Origin of the sequence: Reichenbachiella sp. MALMAid0571 (assembly GCF_040151475.1) — a bacterium.
Lineage (GTDB): Bacteria > Bacteroidota > Bacteroidia > Cytophagales > Cyclobacteriaceae > CAXBNB01.
Genome location: NZ_JBDKWG010000121.1, coordinates 61,425 through 86,671, shown reverse-complemented (window position 1 = coordinate 86,671; position 25,247 = coordinate 61,425). Strand labels below are relative to the sequence as shown.

Here is a 25,247-nt window from a genome sequence, read left to right as displayed (position 1 = left end):
GGTGTTTTATGCGCTATTAAATTAATTATTTTTAAGTCGTAATATATGTAGAATCCCTTTCGTCTCCCCTGTACTCAGTTTTATAGTAAAAGGATAAGCTCCAGTTGGCAGTGGCCTTCCATCGAAAGTCCCATCAAAAGGAACACTATAACCTACGCTACTAAAGATAATACTCTTATGAACATCTGTAATAGTAACTTCTGCTTCAGGATGAGCTGAAATATTCTCTATAATCCACTTCTCATTTTTCCCATCACCATTAGGAGTAATGGTGTTAGCGAAGATAATATCCAAGGTTACATCCTGAATCAAGGTAATTATAAATGTCTGCTCAAAAGTTCCTCCTTTGCCATCATCAGTTCTTACCCTTATAGAAGCTACAGGAGTTTCTTCAAAATCAAGAAGTTCTTTAGTGAACAATTCGTTATTGGTAATGTCAAACAAACCATTTTGATCACTTCCAACTCCACCTACAAGTGAATAAGTATGACTGTCTCCTGCATCAGCGTCAGTAGCTGTAAAGAATCCAATAAGGGTACCTACACTCACTGATTCAAATATATCTACATTAGAAACGTCAGCATCTTCATCATCAGAATCAGTCAATGTAATGGCAGTAGGTGCATCATTAGTGTCAATAATAGTAATTTTAATCACTTGCGCAGCACTTACGAAAGTTCCATCAGATACTGTTATGGACAAATCATAAGATGGTGTGGTATCAAAATCAAGATTACTGTTATCTGCTACCGTCAACTCTCCTGTTAAGGAATTTAATGTAAACACATCGTCAACATTGCCACTGGTAATCAGCCAGCTTGTAAATCCGGGATTTAAATCAGCATCAGTTGCAGTTATTGAACCGATTGAATGACCTATTGCTGCATCATCACTAAGCGTAAATGTAAGAGCATCAACAACCGGAGCATTATCATTTACATCAGTAACATTAATAGTAACATTTTCTTCTGCACTAGTATTTAATCCATCAGTAACCTGAACAGATACAGTATATTGTGCTATAGTTTCTCTATCCAAAGCTTCACCTACGGAAATTACACCATCTCCGGATCCAATAGTGAACACTCCATCCAATCCGGTAGTAACAGTATTTCCTGAGCTATTAACAGCTGTTATAGAAACAATAGACCATACAGGTGTTCCTTTAAGATCAGTAGCAGTAATAGCAGGAGATAACATGGTAGTTATATCGGCAGCTTCACTTACACTGATTACAATGTCAGGATTAACCACAGGACGCTTGTCAGTATTGGTAAGTGTGCCTATACCAGTTCCTTTAGAAAAAGAAACGTTTTTACCACCAGCGTCTAGTGTGCTTAAGGTTACGTTGAATATTTCATCTTCTTCAACTATTAAATCTCCATTGGTAATTACCATAACAGGCAGTACCTGACCATTAGCTCCACTGAAATTCAAACTTCCACTAGTAGATACATAATCATTATCGTCAACTGTTGCCGTACCATCACTTGTAGCATAATCAAGAGTTACATTTTGATCAACCGCTCCATTAAGCGTTACATTAAAAGTATAAGTCTTAGTGCCAGTGTCACCTTCATCCATTTCAACATCAGTTATACTTACAAATGCTTCATCTTCATCTGTAATAGTACCTACTCCCGTTTCAGTAGTACTAGAATTACCACTAACGAATGTTACGTTTCTTCCTACAGCTACAGTAATGTTCGATAGTATCAGTTCAAATGTTTCAGTTGCTTCAACTATTGCATTATTTACAATAGGTACAGTAACCGTCTTATCGGTATTGCTTCCAGCTCCAAATACTATTTGTTGGTTTACTATGCCTGTATAATCTTGAGCAACCATTGCAGTACCATTAGCAGTATTTGCTGTCACAATCAAAGGTTCATCTACCGGATCACTTAATTGAACCGTAAATATCATGCTACCTCCATCTTCAGAAAGTGTCTCATCAGAAATACTGACTGTTGCAGCATCCAAATCAGTAATGGTAACCACACCTGATACAGTAGCTCCACCACTGCTAAATACAACATTCTTACCACCTGCAACGATATCACTCAACTCTAATTCGAACTCTTCAGTTGCTTCAACTAAGTTATCATCTTTGATTTCAATTGTTATTGTAGAATTAGTGAACTTATCGCCAGCATCAAAAATATAGGCCGATCCTGCAATCTGAACATAATCGACAGTATTCTTCGCAGTACTTTGTCTTGTATTACCAGTAATGGTAACAGCTTCGTCAACAGGATTGTCCATTGTAATGCTAATAGTAACAATACCAGTAGCTTCTTCAACACTTACATCTGCAATAGATATGACCGCCTGATCATCATTGGTAATAGTTCCAACTCTGGTTACTGACGTCACGACAGTCCCACCATTTTGTAATGAAACAGCGTAAGTATTGTCAGGAACAACCAAACCACCAATTTCAACACTAAATGATTCATTAGCCTCAACCGTTTTATCTTCAACCAACTGGATTGTTACAGTCTGTGAATTATTAGCCATCAACGCATCGAAAGTTAATGAACCAGCAGTTACTGCGACGAAATCTGAAGAAGCCAACGCTGTTCCAGCAATTGTACTGTAATCTAACGTCAGGTCTTCATCTACCATATTATCCAAAGTCACTGTAAATTCAATGACACTGTTGTCAGCAGTTACATTACCCTCATTAGCCGATTTAGAAGCAGACACAGTAAATATCGCTTCATCATTGTCAGTAATTGTGTACTCTGCTACATTGTTAGCACTAATAGCTGCATCATATCCATCACCAGAACCAACAGACAAGTTTGTAATCTTAGCAGTGAATGTTTCATCACCATCTACAATCAGGTCATCAACGATTGGTAACGTAACAGTACCTGTTGTTGAAGTCATCGGTAATACTATAGTAGTACTAGATAACGTACCGTAATCAGCAGCAGTGGCACTACCAGCCGTAATGGACACTGTAACCGTTACATCTTTATCAAACTTCAATCCTGAATCAGACTTAATTCCGATATTCATACTACCTCCATCCTCAGACAATGTAGCTCCAACAATAGAAATAGTAGTAGCATCATCATCAGTAATGGTATAAGTCGCAGTAGCTGCAGCTACATTAATAGCAGCATCATATCCATCACCAGACCCAACTGACAAACCACTAATGCTTGCAGAGAAGTCTTCTGTACCTTCAACAATTGTATTTTCAATTGTCGAAGTAGTTTTAACTCCTTCTTTAGTACCTGCCGGAATGGTAATAATTGTACCAGTCAAGGCCGTGAAATCATTTGTAGAACCAGCTAAAGCTGTATTATCCGTTGTATTTATAAGTACGGTAACGTCTTTATCAAATTCTAAAGCAGATTCAATTGTAAAGGTCATCGCATCACCTTCCTCAGTAGTATTATCTACACTGCTTACAAGTGAAACGGTAGTAGCATCATTGTCATTAATTGTAACAACAGCGGTACCATCGTCTTCAATCAAATCATGGTCTTCCATTGTCACTGATACTATGGCATCTATATCAACGGTAAACATCTCTGTACCTTCTACTACTTCACCATTTACACCTGGTGTATCAGGTAAATCAATAGTGAACGTTTTCGTCATAGACATAGCATCCAACTGAACAGGAACAGATATAACTGTATAGTCATCTCCTTCAAAGGCTCCCTGCAATGTTCCTCCATCAGTAAATGTGAAAGTTAATTCTACATCTTCATCAATCATAAGATTACTTGTGATGGTCATCAATGCGGTACCACCTTCAGTTCCAGAACCGTCAGCTAATGTAAATTCGGCTGTATCATTATCTGTAATGGTCATTGTGTTAGTTGTCACATTGATTGATGCATTATAAGTGTCATCAGGAGAAGTATTGCCTACTCCTACTGACAAGTCGCTTATCAAGGCAGTGAATGATTCCGTCGCATCTACAATATTATCATCCACAACTGTAAATGTAATACTACCTGAACTTGCACCTTCTGCAATAGAGATTGTTTCTGTTGTAACAAAGTCAGTAAAGTCAGCCGCAACAGTTGATACATGTGTTAAATCAACAGCCACTGTTACTTCCTTGTCAAATGTGTAACCATTGTCGGTTTCTACCTGAACTGATATTGTACCATCCGCCTCATCAACAGTTGCCGCCAATACCGAAATAGTAGTAGCATCAGCATCTTCTATAGTCACCACTGCATTGGCAGTTCCAACCGACACCATATTATCACCAGCACTGGCAATAGTTATAGTGTTTGCTGATACGCCAAATGTCTCATCGGCTTCAACTACCATATCATTATCAATAATCGGGATAATGATATCTGCACTTAAATCTCCTGCAATAATAGTTACGCTTGTCGGCCCATCACTGTAATCCACACCATTGACAGCCAATCCTATATCTGCATAGTCAATTTCAATCGTTACATCATTGTCGATTTCATTAGTAGTTGTAAGTTCAACTGTTACATTACCTGCATCTTCATCTACAGTCACATCAGATACAGCCAATTCAGCCGAATCGTTATCAGTAATTGTAGCAGTAGCTGCATTCACAGTACCAATAGACACACTATGTGAAGCCAAATTGGCTACATCCAAACTAGTAATGGCTAACATAAAGTCCTCAGTATCCTCAACCAGTACCCCATTTGGTTGACCAGAAGTCTCAAGAGTAGGTACAGTTAAAGTTTTGGAAGATGTTAATTTTGTTATCACTACATCTGCAACCGCAGTGTAATCAGAACCATCTTCAGCAGTTCCGTCGGTATAAGTAAATGAAACTGTTACATTTTCATCTACCTGATCGCCATCATTAACTACAGTAAATGTAACGTTACTACCTTCAACGAAGCTACCAGTACCATCCACTGTTACACTGAAGTCTGCATGATCACCAGCATCATAGATGGTGAACTCACCCAAAGCATCATCAATAGTCGCTTGATAATTATCAGTTCCCACAGGCGTCAGTACATCCAGTGCACTTATTGTTCCAGTAAATTCTTCAGTACCGTCAACAATGCTATCATCATTAATAGCCACTGTGATTGTACCAGAGAATGCTCCTTCATTTATTTGAATTGTGCCAGATGTATGAGTGAAATCATCAGCAATTGTTGACACATCAGCGAAATCAATATCCACAGCAACATCCGAATCAAATGCTTTCACAGTAGAAACTGTTATGATCATACTTCCACCATCTTCAGAGATGCTATTGTCAGCAATAGAAAGTGTCGTAACATCATTGTCACTGATAGTAACAACTCCAACATTATCAGTCGCACCAGCAATAAGTATATTATATCCATCTAAAGTCAACGAATTGGCCATGTCACTTATCGTAACATCAAATGTCTCAGTACCTTCCACTATATCTCCTCCTAGAATAGGAACAGATAAGGTAGTCGTCAAACTCAGCGCATTCAAATTAGCACTTGATATTCCAGTAGCATCATAGTCAGTACCATCATTAGCAGTTACATCTGATAATGCTACATCAATAACTATTGCTTTATCGATTTGTTTATCACTAGTCAATGTCAATACTGCATTTGCATCAACATCTTCTGTTACTGCTTTATCTGCTATACTAATAGTTGCTATATCGTCATCATGAATAGTAGCTGTAGAACTCAATTCCGTTGTAGTTGTCATTGCATCCACGTCGTAGAAATATACATTTCTACCAGTTGGAATAGCCAGATTAGACAACAACAGGTCGAAGAATTCGTCTCCTTCTACTATGTCATTGTTAACCAGATTAACCGTTACTGTTTTGCCAGAGTTATTACCAGCTCCAAAGGTCAATTGGCTGCTTTTGTTTTCTGCATCAAATCCAGCCATTGCATTGGCATTGAAATCGGTTTGATAATCAAAAGTAACTGTTTGATCTACAGCTTTACTCATTGCTATATCGAAAACAATAGTTTGACCTATTCCCTCAGTACCAACAGGGTTGTTCTCTGCTATAGAAAAGGTAATTTGAGCTTCATCATTATCCAGAATAGTACCAGTTGCATTCAAGGTAGCACCAAGTCCTGTCAATGTCACGTCTCTACCAGCAGCAACAGTCAGCCCACTCAATTCCAGAGTGAAACTTTCAGTAGCCTCTACCAATTCGTCTGTAGTAATAGTAACAGGTAAATCAGCAAGTGAAGCAGATAAAGTTCCAGCAGGGATAGTATAAGTTGCATCAGAAATTGCCGTATAATCTGAACCAGGTGTGGCAGTCACAACTCTGGTGTTAACTGTTAACGAAACTGGCTGATCAATTGGGTTAGTAATAACAATATCAAAATTCATTGTTCCTAGTAATTCACTTTGAGTCACATTAGCCAATGATATGGTTGACTTATCGGTTTCGTCAATAGATACTGTAGCATCAATACTTGCGCCAGCTCCAGCGAATATTACATTTCTTCCACTAGCTGTCAATCCTTCCAGCCTCAATCCGAATGATTCATCCGTTTCTACTAAATTGTCATCAATCACCACAACATAAACTGTAGTATTTGGAGCAAGACCACCATTGGCATCAATGGTAATTGCCTGACCTGATATCAGGTTGAAATCACCTTCTACAACTTCAGTCCCACCTACATCTGTACTTTTTGCAGTACCTTCTACAGTACTCATAGAGAACAATACATCTGCATCAACAGGATTACTCATAGTAATAGTAACTGTCTGAGACATTGCGCCCAAGTTCTCTTCTGTATCAGAGATCCCATCAATTGTAATTATAGCTTGGTCTGTATCTGTTATTGTCACAGTAGAGGTAGCAGCAGCAATAGAAACATTTTTATCCATGATACCACTTGGTACATCAAGGTTACTAATAGACACTGTAAAGGTTTCGCTCAACTCTACCAAATTGGTATTAGTTATAACAACCGGAATATTAATACTTGTAGTACCTGCTGTGATAGGATAAACAGTATTGCTCTGAGCAGTAAAGTCATCACCATCTGTAGTAACATCCAAAGTATTTACAGTGATATTCATATCAACATCAACTGCTTTAGAAAGTGTTACCGGAACATTTACAATTCCGCCAACAACTTCTTCACTAACAGAAGCAGTAGCAGCTATAGATATTGTAGAAATATCATCATCGTCAATAGTCACTACTGCTGTGCTCGTACCACCAGTAACATCCGCACCGTCCATAGTTCCAGCACCTCCGGGAGTTCCTATTGCAATATTGAAATCTTCATCGCCTTCAACAATATTGTCATTATTAATGGCTATGATATGACTACCTGTACTCATATTAGCTGGAATAACCACTGATACATTAGTAGTTGCAAAATCGACACCAGCATCTTCAGCTTCAGTAACACTTATTTCAGAAGTGGTCAATTGTACAGTAACATCTCTGTCTATTAGAGAAGAAGTGGTTACAACTACATTTGCCTCTTCCGTAGATTCGTTTATTAAAAAGTCTGCTATCGAAATTATAGCAGCATCATTATCAATAATCTCAGTTTCCACTTTATCCACACTGAAAGTTAACCCTGTAGGAACAGATACTCCCGATATCGTAGTAGCCAAATCAGAAAGCTGCATTGAAATATACTCATCCCCTTCTACTACAGCATCATCAACAATAGTGACAACAACAGTCTGTGTTGCTCCTGCCAATGAACCATCAGCAAAAGTGATCACATCAGTAAGAGCAGTAACCGTAAAGTCACTGGTCACTGTAGTAGTATTACCTGTAGTAAGTGCTCCCAATATATCGTAAGTGAAAGAAACATCTCCACCGGTAATATCCTTATCTATTGAAAGAGTAAATGTTAAAGTACCAGCACTTTCATCAATAACGGCAGCACTTGTCGCAACAGATACATTAATCACATCATCATCTACTATCGTAGCAGTAGCTTCCAACATAGTAGGATCATCATTCAATTCTGCCTTATTAGAAGCTAAAGGATTAGAAATAGCAATGGACAAGTCTTCATTTCCTTCGCCAATTTCATCATTCAATACATTAATAGTTATATCCTGTGAGGTATTTCCTGAAGCAAATGTTAAAGTACCAGTAAGCGGTGAAGCTGAACCATCATAATCTACAGATTCAATAGCCGTACCACCCGACACTACATAGTCAACAGTTACTGTATTTGCACCAATGATAGGTCCATCCAGATACACTCTAAAGGTTACATCACGAGTGTTCTCCAAACCATTTCCTACAGGAGCCGATGTTGGTACATCCACCCTGAATTTAGGCCTGTCATCATTCAATACATATCCAGTACCTATTCTATGTGTGCCAGTACCAACGGATACCGCTCTCGTATCACCTCCTGTAATGGCAAGAGTAACTGTTTGTAGTTCTGCAGAAAATACTTCATCATTCTCAGGTGTATCATCCACAACGTAGTTAACATTAACAGTTTGAGGAGCATCAATTTCAGCTGAGAAAGTCAACGTACCATTGGTAGAGACGAAATCATTCTTAGCTCCAATATTAGAACCTGCTCCTAAGTCCAAAGCATTACCATCAACAGCATTAGTGCCATCCACAGTTATATATTGTATTGTGAGTGCTCTATCCACACTCACAGGAGTATAGATTGGAATCGTCTCTGCAAGATCAGATGCATCATATAAAAATACCTTAAAGACCGATTTGCCTGCAGCAGTATCAGTGTCGCCTTCAAAGCCATTACTTCCAAGTCCACCATCACCAGCATCCCGAATTACAACAACGGCAGCATCATCATTCAAAATAGTACCTTCAGTAGTTGCAGTCATAATAGACACCTCTTCAACCCATAGGCTGGTAACATCTACCAATACATCATCAACTTTTAGATTCTCAATCAATACACCCACTTTCTCATTGTCTTCAACTTTATAGTCTCCAATAATTGGAATAGTAATAGTCTGAGAAGCCGTTGTTCTTGCATCGAAAGTAGCAGTACCAGTATTAGAAATGTAGTCACCGTCACCAGTTGTGGCATCTTCACCTGGTTCAGCAATGAATCCATCTAGGGAAGAGAATGTTACACTTACCTGATCATCTACTGGTGCACTCAATGTTACATCAAATACAAGTTCATCATCTTCTCCCAAGTCTGTCTCAAACTTCTCTGAATCACCCTGAACAACCACTGATACATAAGCCACATCAGTATCTTCAATAATACCAATGAATTCACGGAATGAATCTCCTGATGTGAATTGTGCCATCCTTCCGTTTTCATTCAATTGTGCGTCGATCTCATCAATTCTAAATCTGAAATCTTCATCCAATTCAACCAAAGTTTCATTTACCAAGGTTACGTCCTGAGTCTCAAACTCATTTATCCCAGGATTAGGATCGAAAGTAATTGTTCCCGTCATAGGAGTAGCAAAATCTTCCACATCCTCAGTATCTCTATATTTAATTTGTGCAGCTCCACCATTCAGTATGGTATAACCAATCGCAAATGTTTCTCCATTGTAAGATTCTATTGCATTGCTTGTGGTTACCGTATAGGTAAATGTTCCACTTTCATCACGTTTAGGATAGGTCTCAGAAGTAGTAGGGCCTGAAGCATTTGTCAATGAGAATGTAGTTTCATCATCATTGGTAATTGTCAAACCTGCTACATCGTTGCTATCCACAGTATTGATTACTACATCTGTATCGCCAGTATAAGAGGTGATTTCAGGATTAGCAACTTCTATGTCATCTATTGTCAATTCTAAGAATTCATCTCTTTCTACTACATCATCCCCTACTATTGTTATAGTAAATGTTTTAGTTGTTTGTCCAGCAGATAAAATCACAACGCTGTTGCTACCAATTTCATAATCCACATCTTGTGTAGCTAGGTAACCCGTTCCAAAGTCGAAATCACTACCGGAAATGAATACATATAAATCCTCATCAATTGAGCGGGCATTATTGGCTCCCTGATCATCAAGTGTCAAGGTGAAAGTTGATGTAATATTTCCATCAGTTTCAGCAACAGTTCCGGTAGAACTGATTCTTACTTGTGTCTGATCATCATTTACAATCTCACCAGCCAATGTAGTGGTTGAACCAAGTACCACATCAAGACCACTATCAAATGACAATCCACTAATAGTGAAATTGAATGTCTCATCAAGTTCAACTACATCATCTTCATTAATAGTCACAGGTATGATATAAGTAGATGGTGTTTTGCTTTCTAATTCAACTGAAGTCGTAGATGCTATTTCTATGAAATCATTATCACCAGCATTTGAGCCTGGTCCTTCAGTACTCACATGCGATGTAGCGTAATCCACAGTTACAACCATATCAGGATCTATATCATTCGACACTACTATTTCAAAATCAACAGTTGTAGTTCCGGCATCTGCCTCAGAAATACTAGATCCAGAAACTTTAGCCAGACTAATTACAGCCTGATCATCATCATCTATTGTTACAGTAACCTCATCCGTTCCTGATGGTATTGTGATGTCATCACTTGCAACACCAGGAGCACCACCAAATGACAGACCATCATAGGCAGTCAAATCAAGGTTAGACAGTGTTACAGTAAACCATTCGTTTAATTCTACCAATTCATCTTCATTTACTGTGAAAGTAAACGATTGCGACTGAGCTGCACCATTTCCAAAAGTAAACCAAGGAGTAGTGTCTAATTGTCCATCATTATAATCAGGGTAAGTAGGATTTTGAACACTACTTTCTAAATCTGACAAATCAAAATCAAGGTCAATTTTCACATCAGCATTGAAATCTTTAGAAGAGGTCACTGTAAATTTCACATTGGTGTTACCCTCTGCTATTGTCTTACTTCCACCAGCAGGTTCAGCATCCACGTTTAAGGTGAAAATTGCCTCGTCATTGTTTTCAACATTATAGTCCTCCGTTAATGGAGTGCTCGTACCAGCTCCTGCAGTACCGAAAGAGATATTTCTATCGCCAGCATCTGTAATTGTAGCCAACGTAATTTCAATCATTTCATCAGGTTCTACAACAGAATCGTCAATAACACCCACCGTTACGGTTTGTGATGCTATCGAAGTAATTGTAGGTGAAATATTATAGGTAAGCGTACCAGTGTTTGCTGCAGAATAGTCATCTGAATCTACAGTTCCCAAAGTACCATCATTTGTTAATGCATAATCCACCGTAAATGAAGCATCCACCGGATTAGAAATATTGATGGTGAAGTTTTGTGAAGCACTCTCAGAAGTATTGCCCAATGGCACTATTGTAATAATAGCTTCATCATTATTTTCAATGATTCCCTGAGCTGTGATATTGCTTCCGGCAATAGTAAATAATCTACCATTCACACCATCGAAAGTTTCAGAATCCACGTCAGCGTCAGCCACATTTACAGTAAACTCTTCGTCTAACTCGACAATATTATCATAAATCAAGTCAATAGTTACAGTAGCAGTTTGTGCGGATTCAGTACCACTGAATGCATCAAAACTAAATACAGCTCCATAAGTTTCATAGTCATTCATTTCAGCAGCATCTTCAGTAATACCTACTGTATTTATAGAAAATTCTACATCATAAGCCTCATCAACTTGTAAACTGGAAGTCAGTTCGTAAGTGATAGAACCATTTGTTGACACACCATCATCTTCTTGCTCTGCACCGTCTCCAATGACTGTCAAAGTGAATTCTGTATTATCATCATTATCTATAGTAGTACTACTTGAAGAAATATCGTCAGTAACAGCCACTGACTCTGTCATGGTATATTCCGGCATTCCAAAGGCAACAACATATGCACTTGGATCAAAACCAGATCCGTCTCCATAAGTCGTGGCAAAATCAGCCTCGCTTTGTACTGTAGCAATTACCGCAGGCTCACCATATAATTCTTTGGCTATTGTAAGTGTAAAATATTCATCCCGCTCAACAACAAGATCACTGTTGATATTAGCATAGAATGTACCAGTAGATTGACCTGCTTCGATAAACGCATACCCATCTATTGTAAAATCACCAAAAGTAGAGGTATTACCCTCAACAGCCATATCTGAAGTTCCATAGTCAGCAACAACACCAAATACTACATTTTCATCAACAGTAGTTACACTTCCACCATTTTGATCGGTAAATGTTATGGTAAATGCAGCAACACCTTCTAAATCTTCAGTTACAGTTGCTACCGAAGAAAGCGTAGCAAACACCGCATCATCATTCTCTATCTTTCCTGTAGTTTCATATTCTGTAGAGGATATAGATACCCCAAGTTCTCCAGGTGCTCCGTCTTTTACAAGGTTTTCAATTCTAAACCCAAATTCTTCATCACGTTCAACGACATCATCTGTTGCAACATCAATATCAACTACATAAGTCAAATCAGTAGTACTCACAAGAGTCCCTGTATTTCCGCTAACTGCGGTATAGTCTGATCCAGCGGTAGCAGCTGCGGTTTCCTGAGTTGACGGCCCTACATCAAACGTGGTGTAATCCACTGTAACACTCAAAGTAGGATCTATATCTTTAGAAACGACAATTTCAAACTGAATATCGTCAGTAAATGGATCAGCATCACCTTCGTTAACCAAACCATCAACCACTCTCGCAGCGCTTAATACAGCTTCATCAGGGTCAACAATAGTTACTACCACATCATTAGTTACTGTACTTACAGTCAATGCATTCGATAAACCATTATCAAACGTCTGACCAGCGTATGCACTTACATTCAAGTTGTTTATACCTGTAACGAAATCTTCATCCAATTCTACCAATGCATCATCAAGGAATGTGAAAGTATAAGACATAGAAGTCACACCAGCAGCAAAATCAATCTGCGTGGTAGCATCATTACTTCCATCAAAAGCAGTATTGATATTGAAATCATTATAGGTTGTACCTCCAACCATCTGACCATTAGCCAACATTCCACTTCCAGTATCTAATTGATGAGCAATATCTACACTTATAGGTGCATTCGCCGGACTAGAAAGCGTAATAGTATAAGTAACATCAACTCCTGAGTTGTCATCATTAGTTCCTTCATTTACTGAATCAGAACCATCGACAGCTATTGTAAACTCAGCCGTATCATCGTTCAAGATAGTAGATGTACCCTGTGCAACAGGGGCATCAGCGGCTGTAAGAATTATGCTTCTATCGTCAGCATCCATTACCGGAGTAAGGGTTGCTACAACGGTTTCATCCGGTTCTACTATATTATCTCTTTCTACTGTAATTGTAATAGTCTGGGAAGCAACACTGGTTGTAGTACCGACCAAAGGATAGTCAACCACAAAACTGTTTGTTCCACCTGTCGATAATATATCACCATAGTCATCAGAATCAACTGTACCTAATGTGCCATCGTCCATAATGGTAAAAGGTACAGTAAAGGCATCATCTACCGGATTATCTATGGATACGGTATAAACTAAATTAGTTGTACCTGCTCCTGTACCCTCGGTAACAGCTACCGGATCATCTATTGTAATGATGGCCGTGTCATCGTTCACTATTACACCATTTTCAGTCTTCTTAGTGAAAACAGCCATCCTGCCAGTACTCATAGGATTAACTGTATTGGCATCAAATGTCATATCTCCCAATGACAATTCTACTCCAAATTCCTCATTCAACTCTACAATGTTCTCTTCGTTGATAGTTACAGTCAACACCTGCACTTCCCCAACATTACCCATGAAAGAAACTGTACCAAATAAGTCGTCGAAATCTGCATCTTCAGCGGTATCATCAGCGGTAACGCCCAGTACGTTTTCAGTTGTTAAAATCTCGAAATCCAAGTCAAAATTAGTATCGACCGCATTAGAACTTGAGACATAGAATGTCAGTACGGTATTATCACCTGAAACATCACCTTCATTACCAGTGCTGCTAGCTGTGGTTATTGACAATTGGGTAATATCATCATTGTTGATTGTGAACGTAGCACTACCCGAAGTTGTACTAGCCTCTACATCCTCATTGTAAGCTAAAAATACATTGTCAAAGTCCGTACCGTTCCAATCCCCAACAATCAAATCTTCAATATTCAATGCCAGGCTTTCAGCCCTCTCCACTATATCATCACCCACTACGTACAACTCAAATGTCGTAGTAGTAGTATTCTTAGATATAATAATAGGATTGGTATTAGAATCGGCATCAATGTTATAATCTACCGAGAAGCTTGCCTTAGCTCCTGACAGAGCACTGGTAATATCCTCAATATCAATTAACAGATCCCTATCTATTTGTTCAACATCATCCAAATGTAGCGGGGAATTATTATTACCTTGATCAACCAATGTTATGGTAAAGGTGCGGGTGTTGGCTCCACCGCCACTGCCTTCGTCAAATGAAATAGGGTCAATCGAAATTTCAACAAACACCTTATCATCATTGGTAATAGTACTGGTTTTGGTAATGGCATTAGGAGTAGCCCCTAAGTCCTCATCTTCGAGTGTAATCGCACGATTACCAGCAGACAAATTATCTATGGTTATGTCAAATATTTCGTCAAGTTCCACAACAAAATCATCGGCTATAGAAACAACTCGCTGGATACCAGATGTAGGGCCAGCCGGGAAGGTAATCACATTATTTGGTGTAGAAGTGAAATCAGCCGCTTCAGCCGCATTAAAACCACCTAAAAGAATTGTTGAAAAATCAACACTTACCGGTACATCTACACCTGATACCGTTGAAGTGCCTGCCCCCACAATAGACACCTGGAAATTCATGTCAGTACCAGAATTAAAATTATCCGGCTCGTTAATTTCAAAATCATTGCTCCCATTGATATGGGTCAGTATTATCTCCGCCACATCATCATTCAGTACATTGGCAGTATGGGTAATTCCAGCCTGTCCGAGTTCTCCTCCATCGTAATATTGGATATTATATCCAAATATCTCTGAAGTCGGATCAGACGATGTTTTCGGGAACGGTGATGAAGTATCACCTATACCATTGTTGTCCAATGTAACTTCAAAGAATTCATCCATCTCAACTACCTGGTCGCCATTAATGGTGATAGTAATTGTATTGACCTGATTTCTTGAATTGGCATCAAAAGTCACTTTGTTACTTGTTGACTCATAATCATCACCACCGAAACTATTCGATCCTGCAACCAATGCAGCATTTGGTGATGCTGTATTTCCATTTAGATCAAACCCATCTTCTGTAAAATAGGACACTGTGAAAGCTTTGTCCACAACCCCTTCAAGCCTTACCTCAAAAGTAATGGTGTTGCTGCCGTTTCCTTCGTTGAAGGACTTATCCGCCTCAAGGAGTACATAGGCAACATCATCATCTTCTATAGTAACATCATCAGTCAATTCAGATGCCCCTCCTGTAAAACTTACATTTCTGGTAGTCAAATGGTCGCCTCCATCCTCAATCTTTCTAAGTTTGAACCTGAATACTTCATCATCTTCGACCAAATCGTCATTTACTATATCCAATACAACTTGTTTCACACCTTGTTCTCCAGGACTGTACAGTAAGTCCCCGGAAACAGGATTTGTAGCACCCCAATCAATCACCTCAACTGCTGAACCAGATTGAAACACATAAGGGATATTAATATCCTGATCAACTTTTGCGGACATACTTACATTAAATACTGCATTATTTACTGAAAGGGTTCCTTCCACCACAGGGTTTTCAACTGTAATTACACTAATGATTGCTTCATCATTATCGATGATAGTACCAGAATCCTGATCTCCACCATCTGTATCAAGAGAGATTTTACCAGTCCATAAACCTGAATTAGGCTCAATAGTAGTCAATTGTACACCAAATTCTTCATTCAACAATTCCACATCCAAATCCCCATTGATCAACACATCTATAGTTTGGCTTTCCTGTGAAATGGCATTGAACTCTCCGGTAAATGAAATCACCTGAGGTCCTTCCGGATCAAAGTCATCGTCAAAACTGTTGACCGTCACTACATCAGTTGCTGTACCTTCAACCAGATCGTAATCAACTGTATAGCCAGCGGCAATCTCTACTTCATGATCAGAAACGATTGTAAATCCGTAGTTAGAGGTTCCTGTGTTTCCTTCAACCACAGATGCCACATCGGCAGTAATGGAAATAGTAGCATTGTCATCGTCCCCTATAGTACCTACTGCTGTAGTTTCGGTATTTCCCCCAATATGGTTGATGTCAACAGTACGGGTCATTGCAAATACACCTTCAGGTATCACTACCACCTCATAACGTTGTTGCAATTCAACTACCTCGTCATCATTGATCGTTACCGTTTGACTAACACTGGAAGACCCGGAGTTAATCGTCAAGGTATTATCAACGGTTACAAAGTCATTACGTCCAACACCATCGTTAGTTGATTTGGCATTGTTGTCAGGTTGACTGAATTCAATTTCGAAATCCCTTGAAATACCTCCGTCACGAGTTTTGAAATTCAATACTACAGGAACATCTACAAGCACATCATAAGTAGGATCAAATTTCACCAGGAAGTCTGCATCCAAATCCGGATTTCCTTCACTCACACTACCATCAGTAGCTACATCTTCTGCACCTTTTTCGATAATTACAACAGCATTATCATCGTTAAGAATCTTGGTCACAATATCATTGTCTCCGGGAGCCTCACTAATCACGACATTTTGGTATCCGGTACTTCCCATCAACTCTGTGAAAGAGATAGAGCTAATAAAATGCTCGTCAAGCTCTACCACATTGTCTCCATTAATAGTAATGGTAAACTGATGTGCAACTGTAGGAGTCATTGAACTTAAGTCTTCCAATAAACCTACAGAGAATCCATCGGGATTATAGTCAGGATCATAATCATCATCCCCAACAGCAGCACTTGTGTTAGATTGGGCTGTTGCGTCTTTTACAGACATAGAGTAATCGTCGATAGAATATCGAATATCAATCGGATTTTCCAGATTCTTATCTATAGAAACAGTAAATGTTACTACAGGGTTATCCCCTGTGTCACCTTCCGTTATGCTATTCGCAGCAACATCAGAAGAAATGGAGAAGGTAGCTGTATTAGCTTCTATTATTGTAGTATTCACCGTATTGCTAGAACCGGAAATCGTTACCGGATTAGTATTAGATCCACTACCAACCCAATCAGCATCAAATGAATTTAAAGTCAGATCGAATGATTCATCTGGTTCTACAGTATTAGGATCAGAGATCCATCCGAAGGTATAAGTTTCTTGCAATGCACCAAATGCTCCAAAAGTGATTGTTTTGGTCATAGCAGCTGACCCTGCTACATCAAAATTAAGATTAGAAGGACCTGTAATATTATAATCCGTACCATCTGTCTCAACATCATCATTTACACCTGGAGCAGTTTCTTCAGAAGTAAAGAATATGCTCACAGTTACAGTATTACTTACAGGGTTTGATATGTCAATTGTATAATCATGTCCTAACGTAGTTTCCAATTTATTGACATCAGCTACAGAAGTAAAACTGAACTCCAAATCATCATCGTTATAAATAACCCCATCACCCTCAGCATCTGCGGCAGTCCCTGTTATATCAGTATATCCATCCACAGAGATATTCAACATATCATAGGAATCCAGGGTGATCACAACAGATTCATCAGCCTCAACCAATTCACGACCACCCACTAGGTTGTCAAGAGTTCCAATTGTCAATGTTTCAGATGAAGCAGTAACGTTATCATCATCTACACCAAATGACAGTGTTCCTGTCATAGCACCAATGTCACTCATCGCATCAATAGGATCCATAGATCCTCCTCCAATACTGAAATTTACTACTACTTCCAAATCACCAGAAGTACCTGTCACGTCTATCCTTGCCTCATTGCTGTCTTCATCTATTATCGATACTTTATAAACCAGATTATTACCCTCAATAGCCTCAATGTCATCATTGATCACAAAGTAAGCCTCGTCATCATTATCTATAACACCCGTAGCAGAGTTTGCACCAAAAGAACTTAATCTTCCGTCTTGGAACACATCAACATCTAAAGCTGTAAGTTCTATTTTGAAATGCTCATCTAATTCAACAATGTTATCGTCTAATGCCGTAACAGTCACAGTCTGAGAAGCAGTAGAGAATGCATCAAACTGCACTGTCATTATAGTAAGTGAACCAGCTTCAGTTTCATTGTTATCAAATGATATATCGAAATCATAATTATTAGCTCCTCCATCAGTAGAAGAGTCTCCATTTATTCCATTCACAGAGAACGTTACAAGGAAAGAAGCATCAACCTCTAGCGAAGAATTCACAACAAAATCCATTGTGTTTGTACCATCTCCTTCAGCCATATTGTTTGGTGCAGGTTGCGTGATGGTAATGATCGTTTCGTCATCGTTGTTAATTGTAATAGAAGCAGCATCGGCTGAGCCTATTTCTAACGTAAAGCCATCAACATCATTCAGGTAACTATTGTCCATAACAGTCAACCCGTTAGCAATTATACCAAGAGTCTCATCACGCTCAACAATGGTATCCGTCATCGGTGAAACAACATTCACCCCATAAGTGGTCATACCAGCAGTGATAGTGATGGTATTGGCATAAGTATAATCATTATTAAAAGTAGCAGTGCCCGGGCTATCTATCAAACTAACCTCTACATCCAAATCAACTGGATGGGATAATGTAAAGGTCATCGCTATCGGGCCGCTATTTTCATTTCCGTTATAACTTGCTAAGATGATATTCAATTCTGAATCATCATCATTGTGTATTTCAGTAGTTGTAGTAAGGGATTCAGTTGCTGGGTCTACATCACCAGTCCATACTATATTTCTATTTGTTGCATTGCTGATTCCAGTCAACGCTATGTCAATTATTTCATCGGCTTCTAAAATATCGTCTCCTAAAATACTTAAGTCAAATGTATAAGTATCAGCTTTAGAGTCTATGTTGTTAAGTGTACCATTGTCGTCTGCACTATAGTCAGTATCACCAAATACTCCACTCTCTTTAGCCGTGTTGGCAGTAATAGTCCAATCAACACTGATTCCGGTATCTATGTCCTTATCTGTTTTCACTCTATAAGTAACTGTGGTGGAACCACTTGCGCCTTCATTATATACACCATCTGTGTCAGATCCAGAAATTTGAGAAAGACTGATGGTTGCAACATCTGTTTCAATAATATTTATTTCAATTGGATCAGTATTAATATCCAGAGCCGGAGTAGCCTGACTAGGATTAATATCTTCATACAAGGCTGTCAATGACACAGAGAACGCTTCTCCAAGATTGCTTTCAACTAATTCATCATCCAAATAGGTAAATGATACATCAACCGTCTGACTATTTGCTGAGAAAGTCACACTCATAGTATATGTACCAGCACCAGCGTCATAAGTATAATTTCCAGAAGTAACAGTTACTCCGTTTATCTCAAATGCATTTGAAGCGTTGTAATCTGTAGAAGTTGATAATGCCGACAAATCAAAAGTAACGTCAACTGTCACTGGCTCATCAACTGAAGTCAATGCCCCACTGTCTACATCTCTTAACTCAATGGTATAAGTAATCTCTGTAGAAGCATCTTTAGAAGGGCTATCGGTATCTTTTCCTATACCTTCTTCACCCACAGTCGATGCAAAGGTTGTTGTCATTGAGAAAACAGCAGTATCATCATTATCAATGGTAACACTAGCTGCACTAATATCACCTGCTCCAATTGATATTTCTCTAGCTGCTACACCAGTTCCGGCGGGTGTACCTAAAGTGATTTCTAAAATTTCGTCTTCCTCTACCTGTATGTCTTCATCTATAGATACTGTAAATGTCTGAGTCAAAGGCCCTACTGTAGTGTTGTCATTTGTACCTGTGAAGGTAACTGTCATAGAACCTGGTGCTGTATAGTCATTTAGTGAAACTATTGAACCTGATTCATTGGTAAAACTTACCGGAATATAAGTATCAACATCCGCAGGATTGTCCATTGTAATGGTAAAAGTTACCTGAGTATCATCACCAGAAACATCTCCCTCATCTACTGAAACCAGATCATCAACAGATATTTCAGCTGCATCATCATTAAATATGGTACCCGTACCAGTCATACTGCTTACGGACAAGTCCGCATCTCTACCATCTTCAACTACTGCTGAAGATCCTCCATCAGGATCAGTCAATGCTATACTAAAGTCTTCATCCAATTCTACCAGACTATCATCAGTAGGTAAAATCTGAATTTGAAGTGTTTCATTTTTTCCAGCCAACTCGCTAAACTGTAGTGTAGTGCCTGTAGCAAAACCACCAGCCCTTTGAGAAGCCTGAACAGTATAATCATTCGTCTCAATTTCACTACCGTCTGTACGTGTAGGAATTACAACTGTAAATTCTATATCATAATCGGCATCTACTTCTAGGGAAGATACCACTTGGAAGGTTAATGTATTTGCTTCCGCTGTACTTATCTGGTTGATAGTAGTGATAGAAAGTACCGTCACATCATCGTTATCGATGGTAACAGTAGCTTCATTATTAGTAGCGTCAATCACTACCTCATCATCAGCTGTATATTCCGCTATGGTTATACTACCTGCGTCAACCACCGCTACACTTGCTATTGTAACGGTAAAATCTTCATCTCTTTCTACGATTTCATCGCCCTTAATAGTAATATCAAATACCGTCTCAGAATTTCCTTTTACAATTGTAACTGAACTAGGAATACTAAAATCATTACCAGCCGCTTGGATGGTATTTAAAGTGGCTGAATTCAAACTCACGATAAGGTCGTTATCTATGGTTTCAACATTATTTCCTAATTTATCAAAAAGCTGAACCCTAATTTGAGTAACATAGTCCGTATTTGTTTCATTTACGGTTCTAGAATCAGCAAATGTATTAGAATCAGCAAAAATCTTAACAAACACCTCATCATCATTGTTAATCGTGTAAGTATCCGAATTCACGTCTGCAATATCAACACCTGTCCTTTCTTCGGGAGAACCATTGTTTTCATCTCTTATAAGGTTATAGAGATCCACAGTAAAATCCTCATCTCTTTCAACTACATCATCATCGTTCACTGTAAATGAAATATTTTTATCCGATTCATCACCAGCAGCCCATGTCAAAGTTCCGTTGCTTCCAGAATAATCCACCCCATTAGTCGCTAGTTCGTTGTTAAATGAATAAGAAACTGTAATAGGAATATCTATTGGGTTGGATAGGCTCACACTAAAATTACTCACACCATCAGCTTCGGCAGCATCCGAAGGAGCCGATATCGATAGCTCTGCAAAATCATCATTCTCGATTGTCACAATTGAAATCAGTGGAGCAGCGTGTGTGACTGTCATTCCATCGGTTGGATCTGAATCAAAAGCAAGTGCCTCGTTTTGACCTAAAGTCAGTGCCGTACCATCAAGACCCGTAAGCAGAAACTTAAATGTTTCATCCCGTTCAACGGTATTATCATTTCCAAATTGAATAATTACTGTTTCAGTATCACCATCTGCTCCATTAAACGTCATTATACCATTGTCAGCGACATAATCAACAAGTGACGTTTGAGCATCATTAGGCTGATTACCGTCCAGTGTAGTCCAAGAAACGCCAAAAGACTCCTCAACATTACCGTTTAGTGTTGCTATAAACGTTACAGAGTTTGCTTGCACGTTTAGTCCACCTATACTTTCCGTTATGCTAAAAGGACCATCAATAGTAATTGTGGCTTGGTCATCATTAATTATGCTAGCCCTAGATAAATTGGATCCAGCGGCAAAAGAAATCGCCATATCTCCTCCAAAACCAGCTGATAGCGCATCCAATATGGCAGTACCCTTTATGTCAAAGTCTTCGTCATCTTCTACCAAATCGTCTATTTGTACGGTCACAGTAAACGCCTTAGAAGTTTCACCCGCATTAAATGTAATTGTAGGGTTGTCTTTTCGATAATCATCACCCACCGAAAATGCACCAGGTGCACCTAAAGCTTCTCCAGCTACATCAGTAATACTAATAAATGCATTTACTTCTTCATCCACAGGAGTAGATAACGTTACCATAAATACAACTTCACCAGAATCCTCAAGACCTGTTGCATTATCGGTAACATCTATTATTGTAGCATCCTGATCGTCAATTGTTTTGGTATTCGCAGCATCACCTATAGTAGCAGTACCTCCATCAACTACAACACCATCAGATATTGTCATCGTCAATAGCTCATCTCCTTCTACCAACATATCTTCTACCGCTTCAAATTTAAGGGTATGTGTGTTTTCTTCTGGCTGAAATGTGATCAATCCTGTGATCAATCCATTGGTACCACCAGAGTTGACTATATTTTGTAAATCGTCCAGATTAGCAGCCTCTCCGGATAAGGTATAAGTCAAAGAACTTACCTGATAAACCTCTCCAGTTCTTGTTATGGTAAATGTTCTTGTAGTGCCACTATTTTCCGCTACTGTTTCTGAATCAATAGTGATATCAAATTCAACTACAGCACCCGTTACCGTCACATGGAAAGTCTGTGTACTTGTATTTCCTGCAATATCTTCTGCTTGCACTGTGACCGTGTTAGCCATTGTTGTACCAGTCTCATCAAAATCTATGGTCAGGGTGTTGGCAGTAATACTCGCAGAAAATACATCATAACTATTCCCTGTCAATAATGTATATGAAAGGTCTGCATCTGCATCGATATTATCCTCAAAATAAGCATATAAGTCAATCTCAACATCTGGAGCATTTACCAATTCAGAAACATTTGGTATGCTGCCAACCAATGCTGGAGCAGTAGTGTCTTTTGTTTCTGTGTCTGTTGCTACGTCTGAAATGTTACCAGCCTGATCGGTTAAAGTTACACTAACAGTAAGTATTCCATCATCTAATCCTGAAACATTTATTATTTCCCCGGGACTACCTAAAGTAGCATTACTCAGCGTAGCACTTACTGTACCAGTCATAGATACAGGACTAGTCGCCCCATTGCTATCATCATCAATAGAAAAACTATATATATATGCGCTACCGCCATCATTATTAGCTCCGTTTATAGCTAAGTCAATAGCGGTTTCGTTTGCTGGTGTAATAATCTCAGGACTCGTTCCACCAACATTGTCATCGTTGAGTGTTACAGCTGGCGAATCGAATGTTGGTTTAGCCGTATCCAATGTGATAGTCATACCAGCTACGCCAATATTCCCAGCAGCATCAGTAGAGGTCACAGAGAAGGTATATACACCATCACCATCAAGGGTAATTGTTGTAGTTAAATCCGCATCGCCATCGAAGGTTGCATCCAATGCTACGCCAGATTGTACCGTTGTTGTTGCTGCTACTGGTACACCTACCAAATCAATCTGAACGGAAGTAGAATTCTCACCAGTTATATTAAATGTAGGGGTTGTATCATTGGTGTAATCATCAATGTCTGATGATCCTGAGTCAGAACCCGCAACCAGATCAATGGCTACTGCTGGCGGTGTATTATCCACTGCCAAAACAGCAGTAGATTCTACAGAAACATTGCCTGCAGCATCAATTACAAATAGATGGTAGTCCCCTTCATCAGCAGGTGTTATTATGCTTGTAGCATCGCCCGAGGCAGTGGTTACAGTAGCACTAGCCACAAAATCGGTTGTACCAGATGGCGCCAGCCAATTGACATCAACAGCAAGTCCTGCGGTAATACCAACACTAACGCCACCTTGGACAGATATACTGGCTGTTAAAACATCATTCTGATTGGTAGGTGCAGTATTATCAATCGTATAAGTCTGCTCTCCTGTTTCATCTGCGACAGTCATAGTATTATGAGCTATGTCATGAACATTCTGCGAAACAACACTCAAATTCAAAACAGCATCAGCAGACGCAATACCATTTACATTTACAGTGGCTGTCATTCCAGCAGTACCCGTAGCACTATTGATGACACCAATAGTAGAAGTGAAACTACTCACCGAAAAAGTCACTTCTTCACTGAATACAACTTCAAATGTTACATCATCTACATTAGTAAATTCCTGAGTAGGAATGCTTCGAGAGATGCTAGTAATGGTAGGAGGTATAACATCCGTTAATTCTGTAACAATAACATCATCAACTTCAATCAAAGATCCCACACCACTATATTCCATTGTAAACACTCCTGATTCAAAAACCCAATCAGGAGAGCCTATAAAATCAGTAATATCAATTGTAGTATTTTCTGTACCAGCTACAGTATAGGTTCCTCCACCTATTGTCAAAGTGCCCGACACCCCACTAGTATTTCTTACAACCAATGAGGTGAGGGTCACCGAAGGGATACCTCCAACGACTTCCTCTATGGTTGCTGTTTGGGCATCACTCAAGCGAATGAAAGGGAAAGTAGCAGAAGAAAAGACCTGTAGTGTTGTAATTTTATAGTTGTCTTCATAATGCACAGTTGTATTAGTTAATTCTGTATTGCCTTCTGCATCCTTAGGAGCATCATTGAAATCTAAGGTTACTGTTTGGGAAAACCCAGTGGCAGATATTCCAATGAAAAGAAATAAAAACAGAATTGCCTTAACGGCAGTTGATTTACCGATGAGATTTTTCATGGTTGTTGTAAATGAGTAAGAAGATTTTTTGAGTTTTTTATTTGGATATCCCGAATCAGGAGTACTGCCCAAAGACAGGCCTGATGGAGTCAGGAAATTAAGTTTTTCAGAAGGAATACTACTAATAGGGAAAGAAGTCCCTGTCAAAGGCGTATTAGATGTCTTCATAAGTTGGCGGTTGTATTCGTGTTTCAATAAAACGGTTTTTATCCAATTGTAAACTTAACGACACACTCTGAATTATCCTACTATTTCTTAAAAGATTATACATGAAATAATTGCATCATTTCGTAACTACCTGATAGCAAGTAAGATAAATTATTTCAGTTAATAGTTTGTTAAACAGGATAATTTACAGTTAACACCGCAAAAAAAAGTCACTTTTTTTCAAAAAAAATGAGGATTTTTTAGGATAACCCAAGAATTGAATTAAAGAAGAAATATATATTCGCATAAGCAAATACTTCATTAATTGTTATGAAAATGAACTATTTCTATGAATTCATATGGGTAATGTGATTTATCTGCATGGTCATGCATGCAGGTATGGAAATAGTACCTTTTTCAGAACCGTTGTGGGAGAATCCGTAAATTGTAGATTCCTTTCTATTACCACCTCGCCGGACTCCTGACTGCCCGTAGGCAGGTATTCCGGCGTCCCTTCGGGTTTTCTTACATTGTCAACTCTGCACACCAGAGAAAACAGACAGATCGCAGAACAGAGTCCGCGA

The 25,247-nt window shown here is 38.9% G+C and carries 1 protein-coding gene; it reads right to left on the bottom strand.

What is annotated here, in order from left to right; genetic code table 11:
* Positions 1 to 21: 21 nt before the first annotated feature.
* Positions 22 to 24,684: a Calx-beta domain-containing protein gene (locus tag AAOP42_RS08915; protein ID WP_349528146.1), complete on the bottom strand. Its 24,663-nt coding sequence runs from the start codon at positions 24,682 to 24,684 to the stop codon at positions 22 to 24.
* Positions 24,685 to 25,247: the final 563 nt, after the last annotated feature.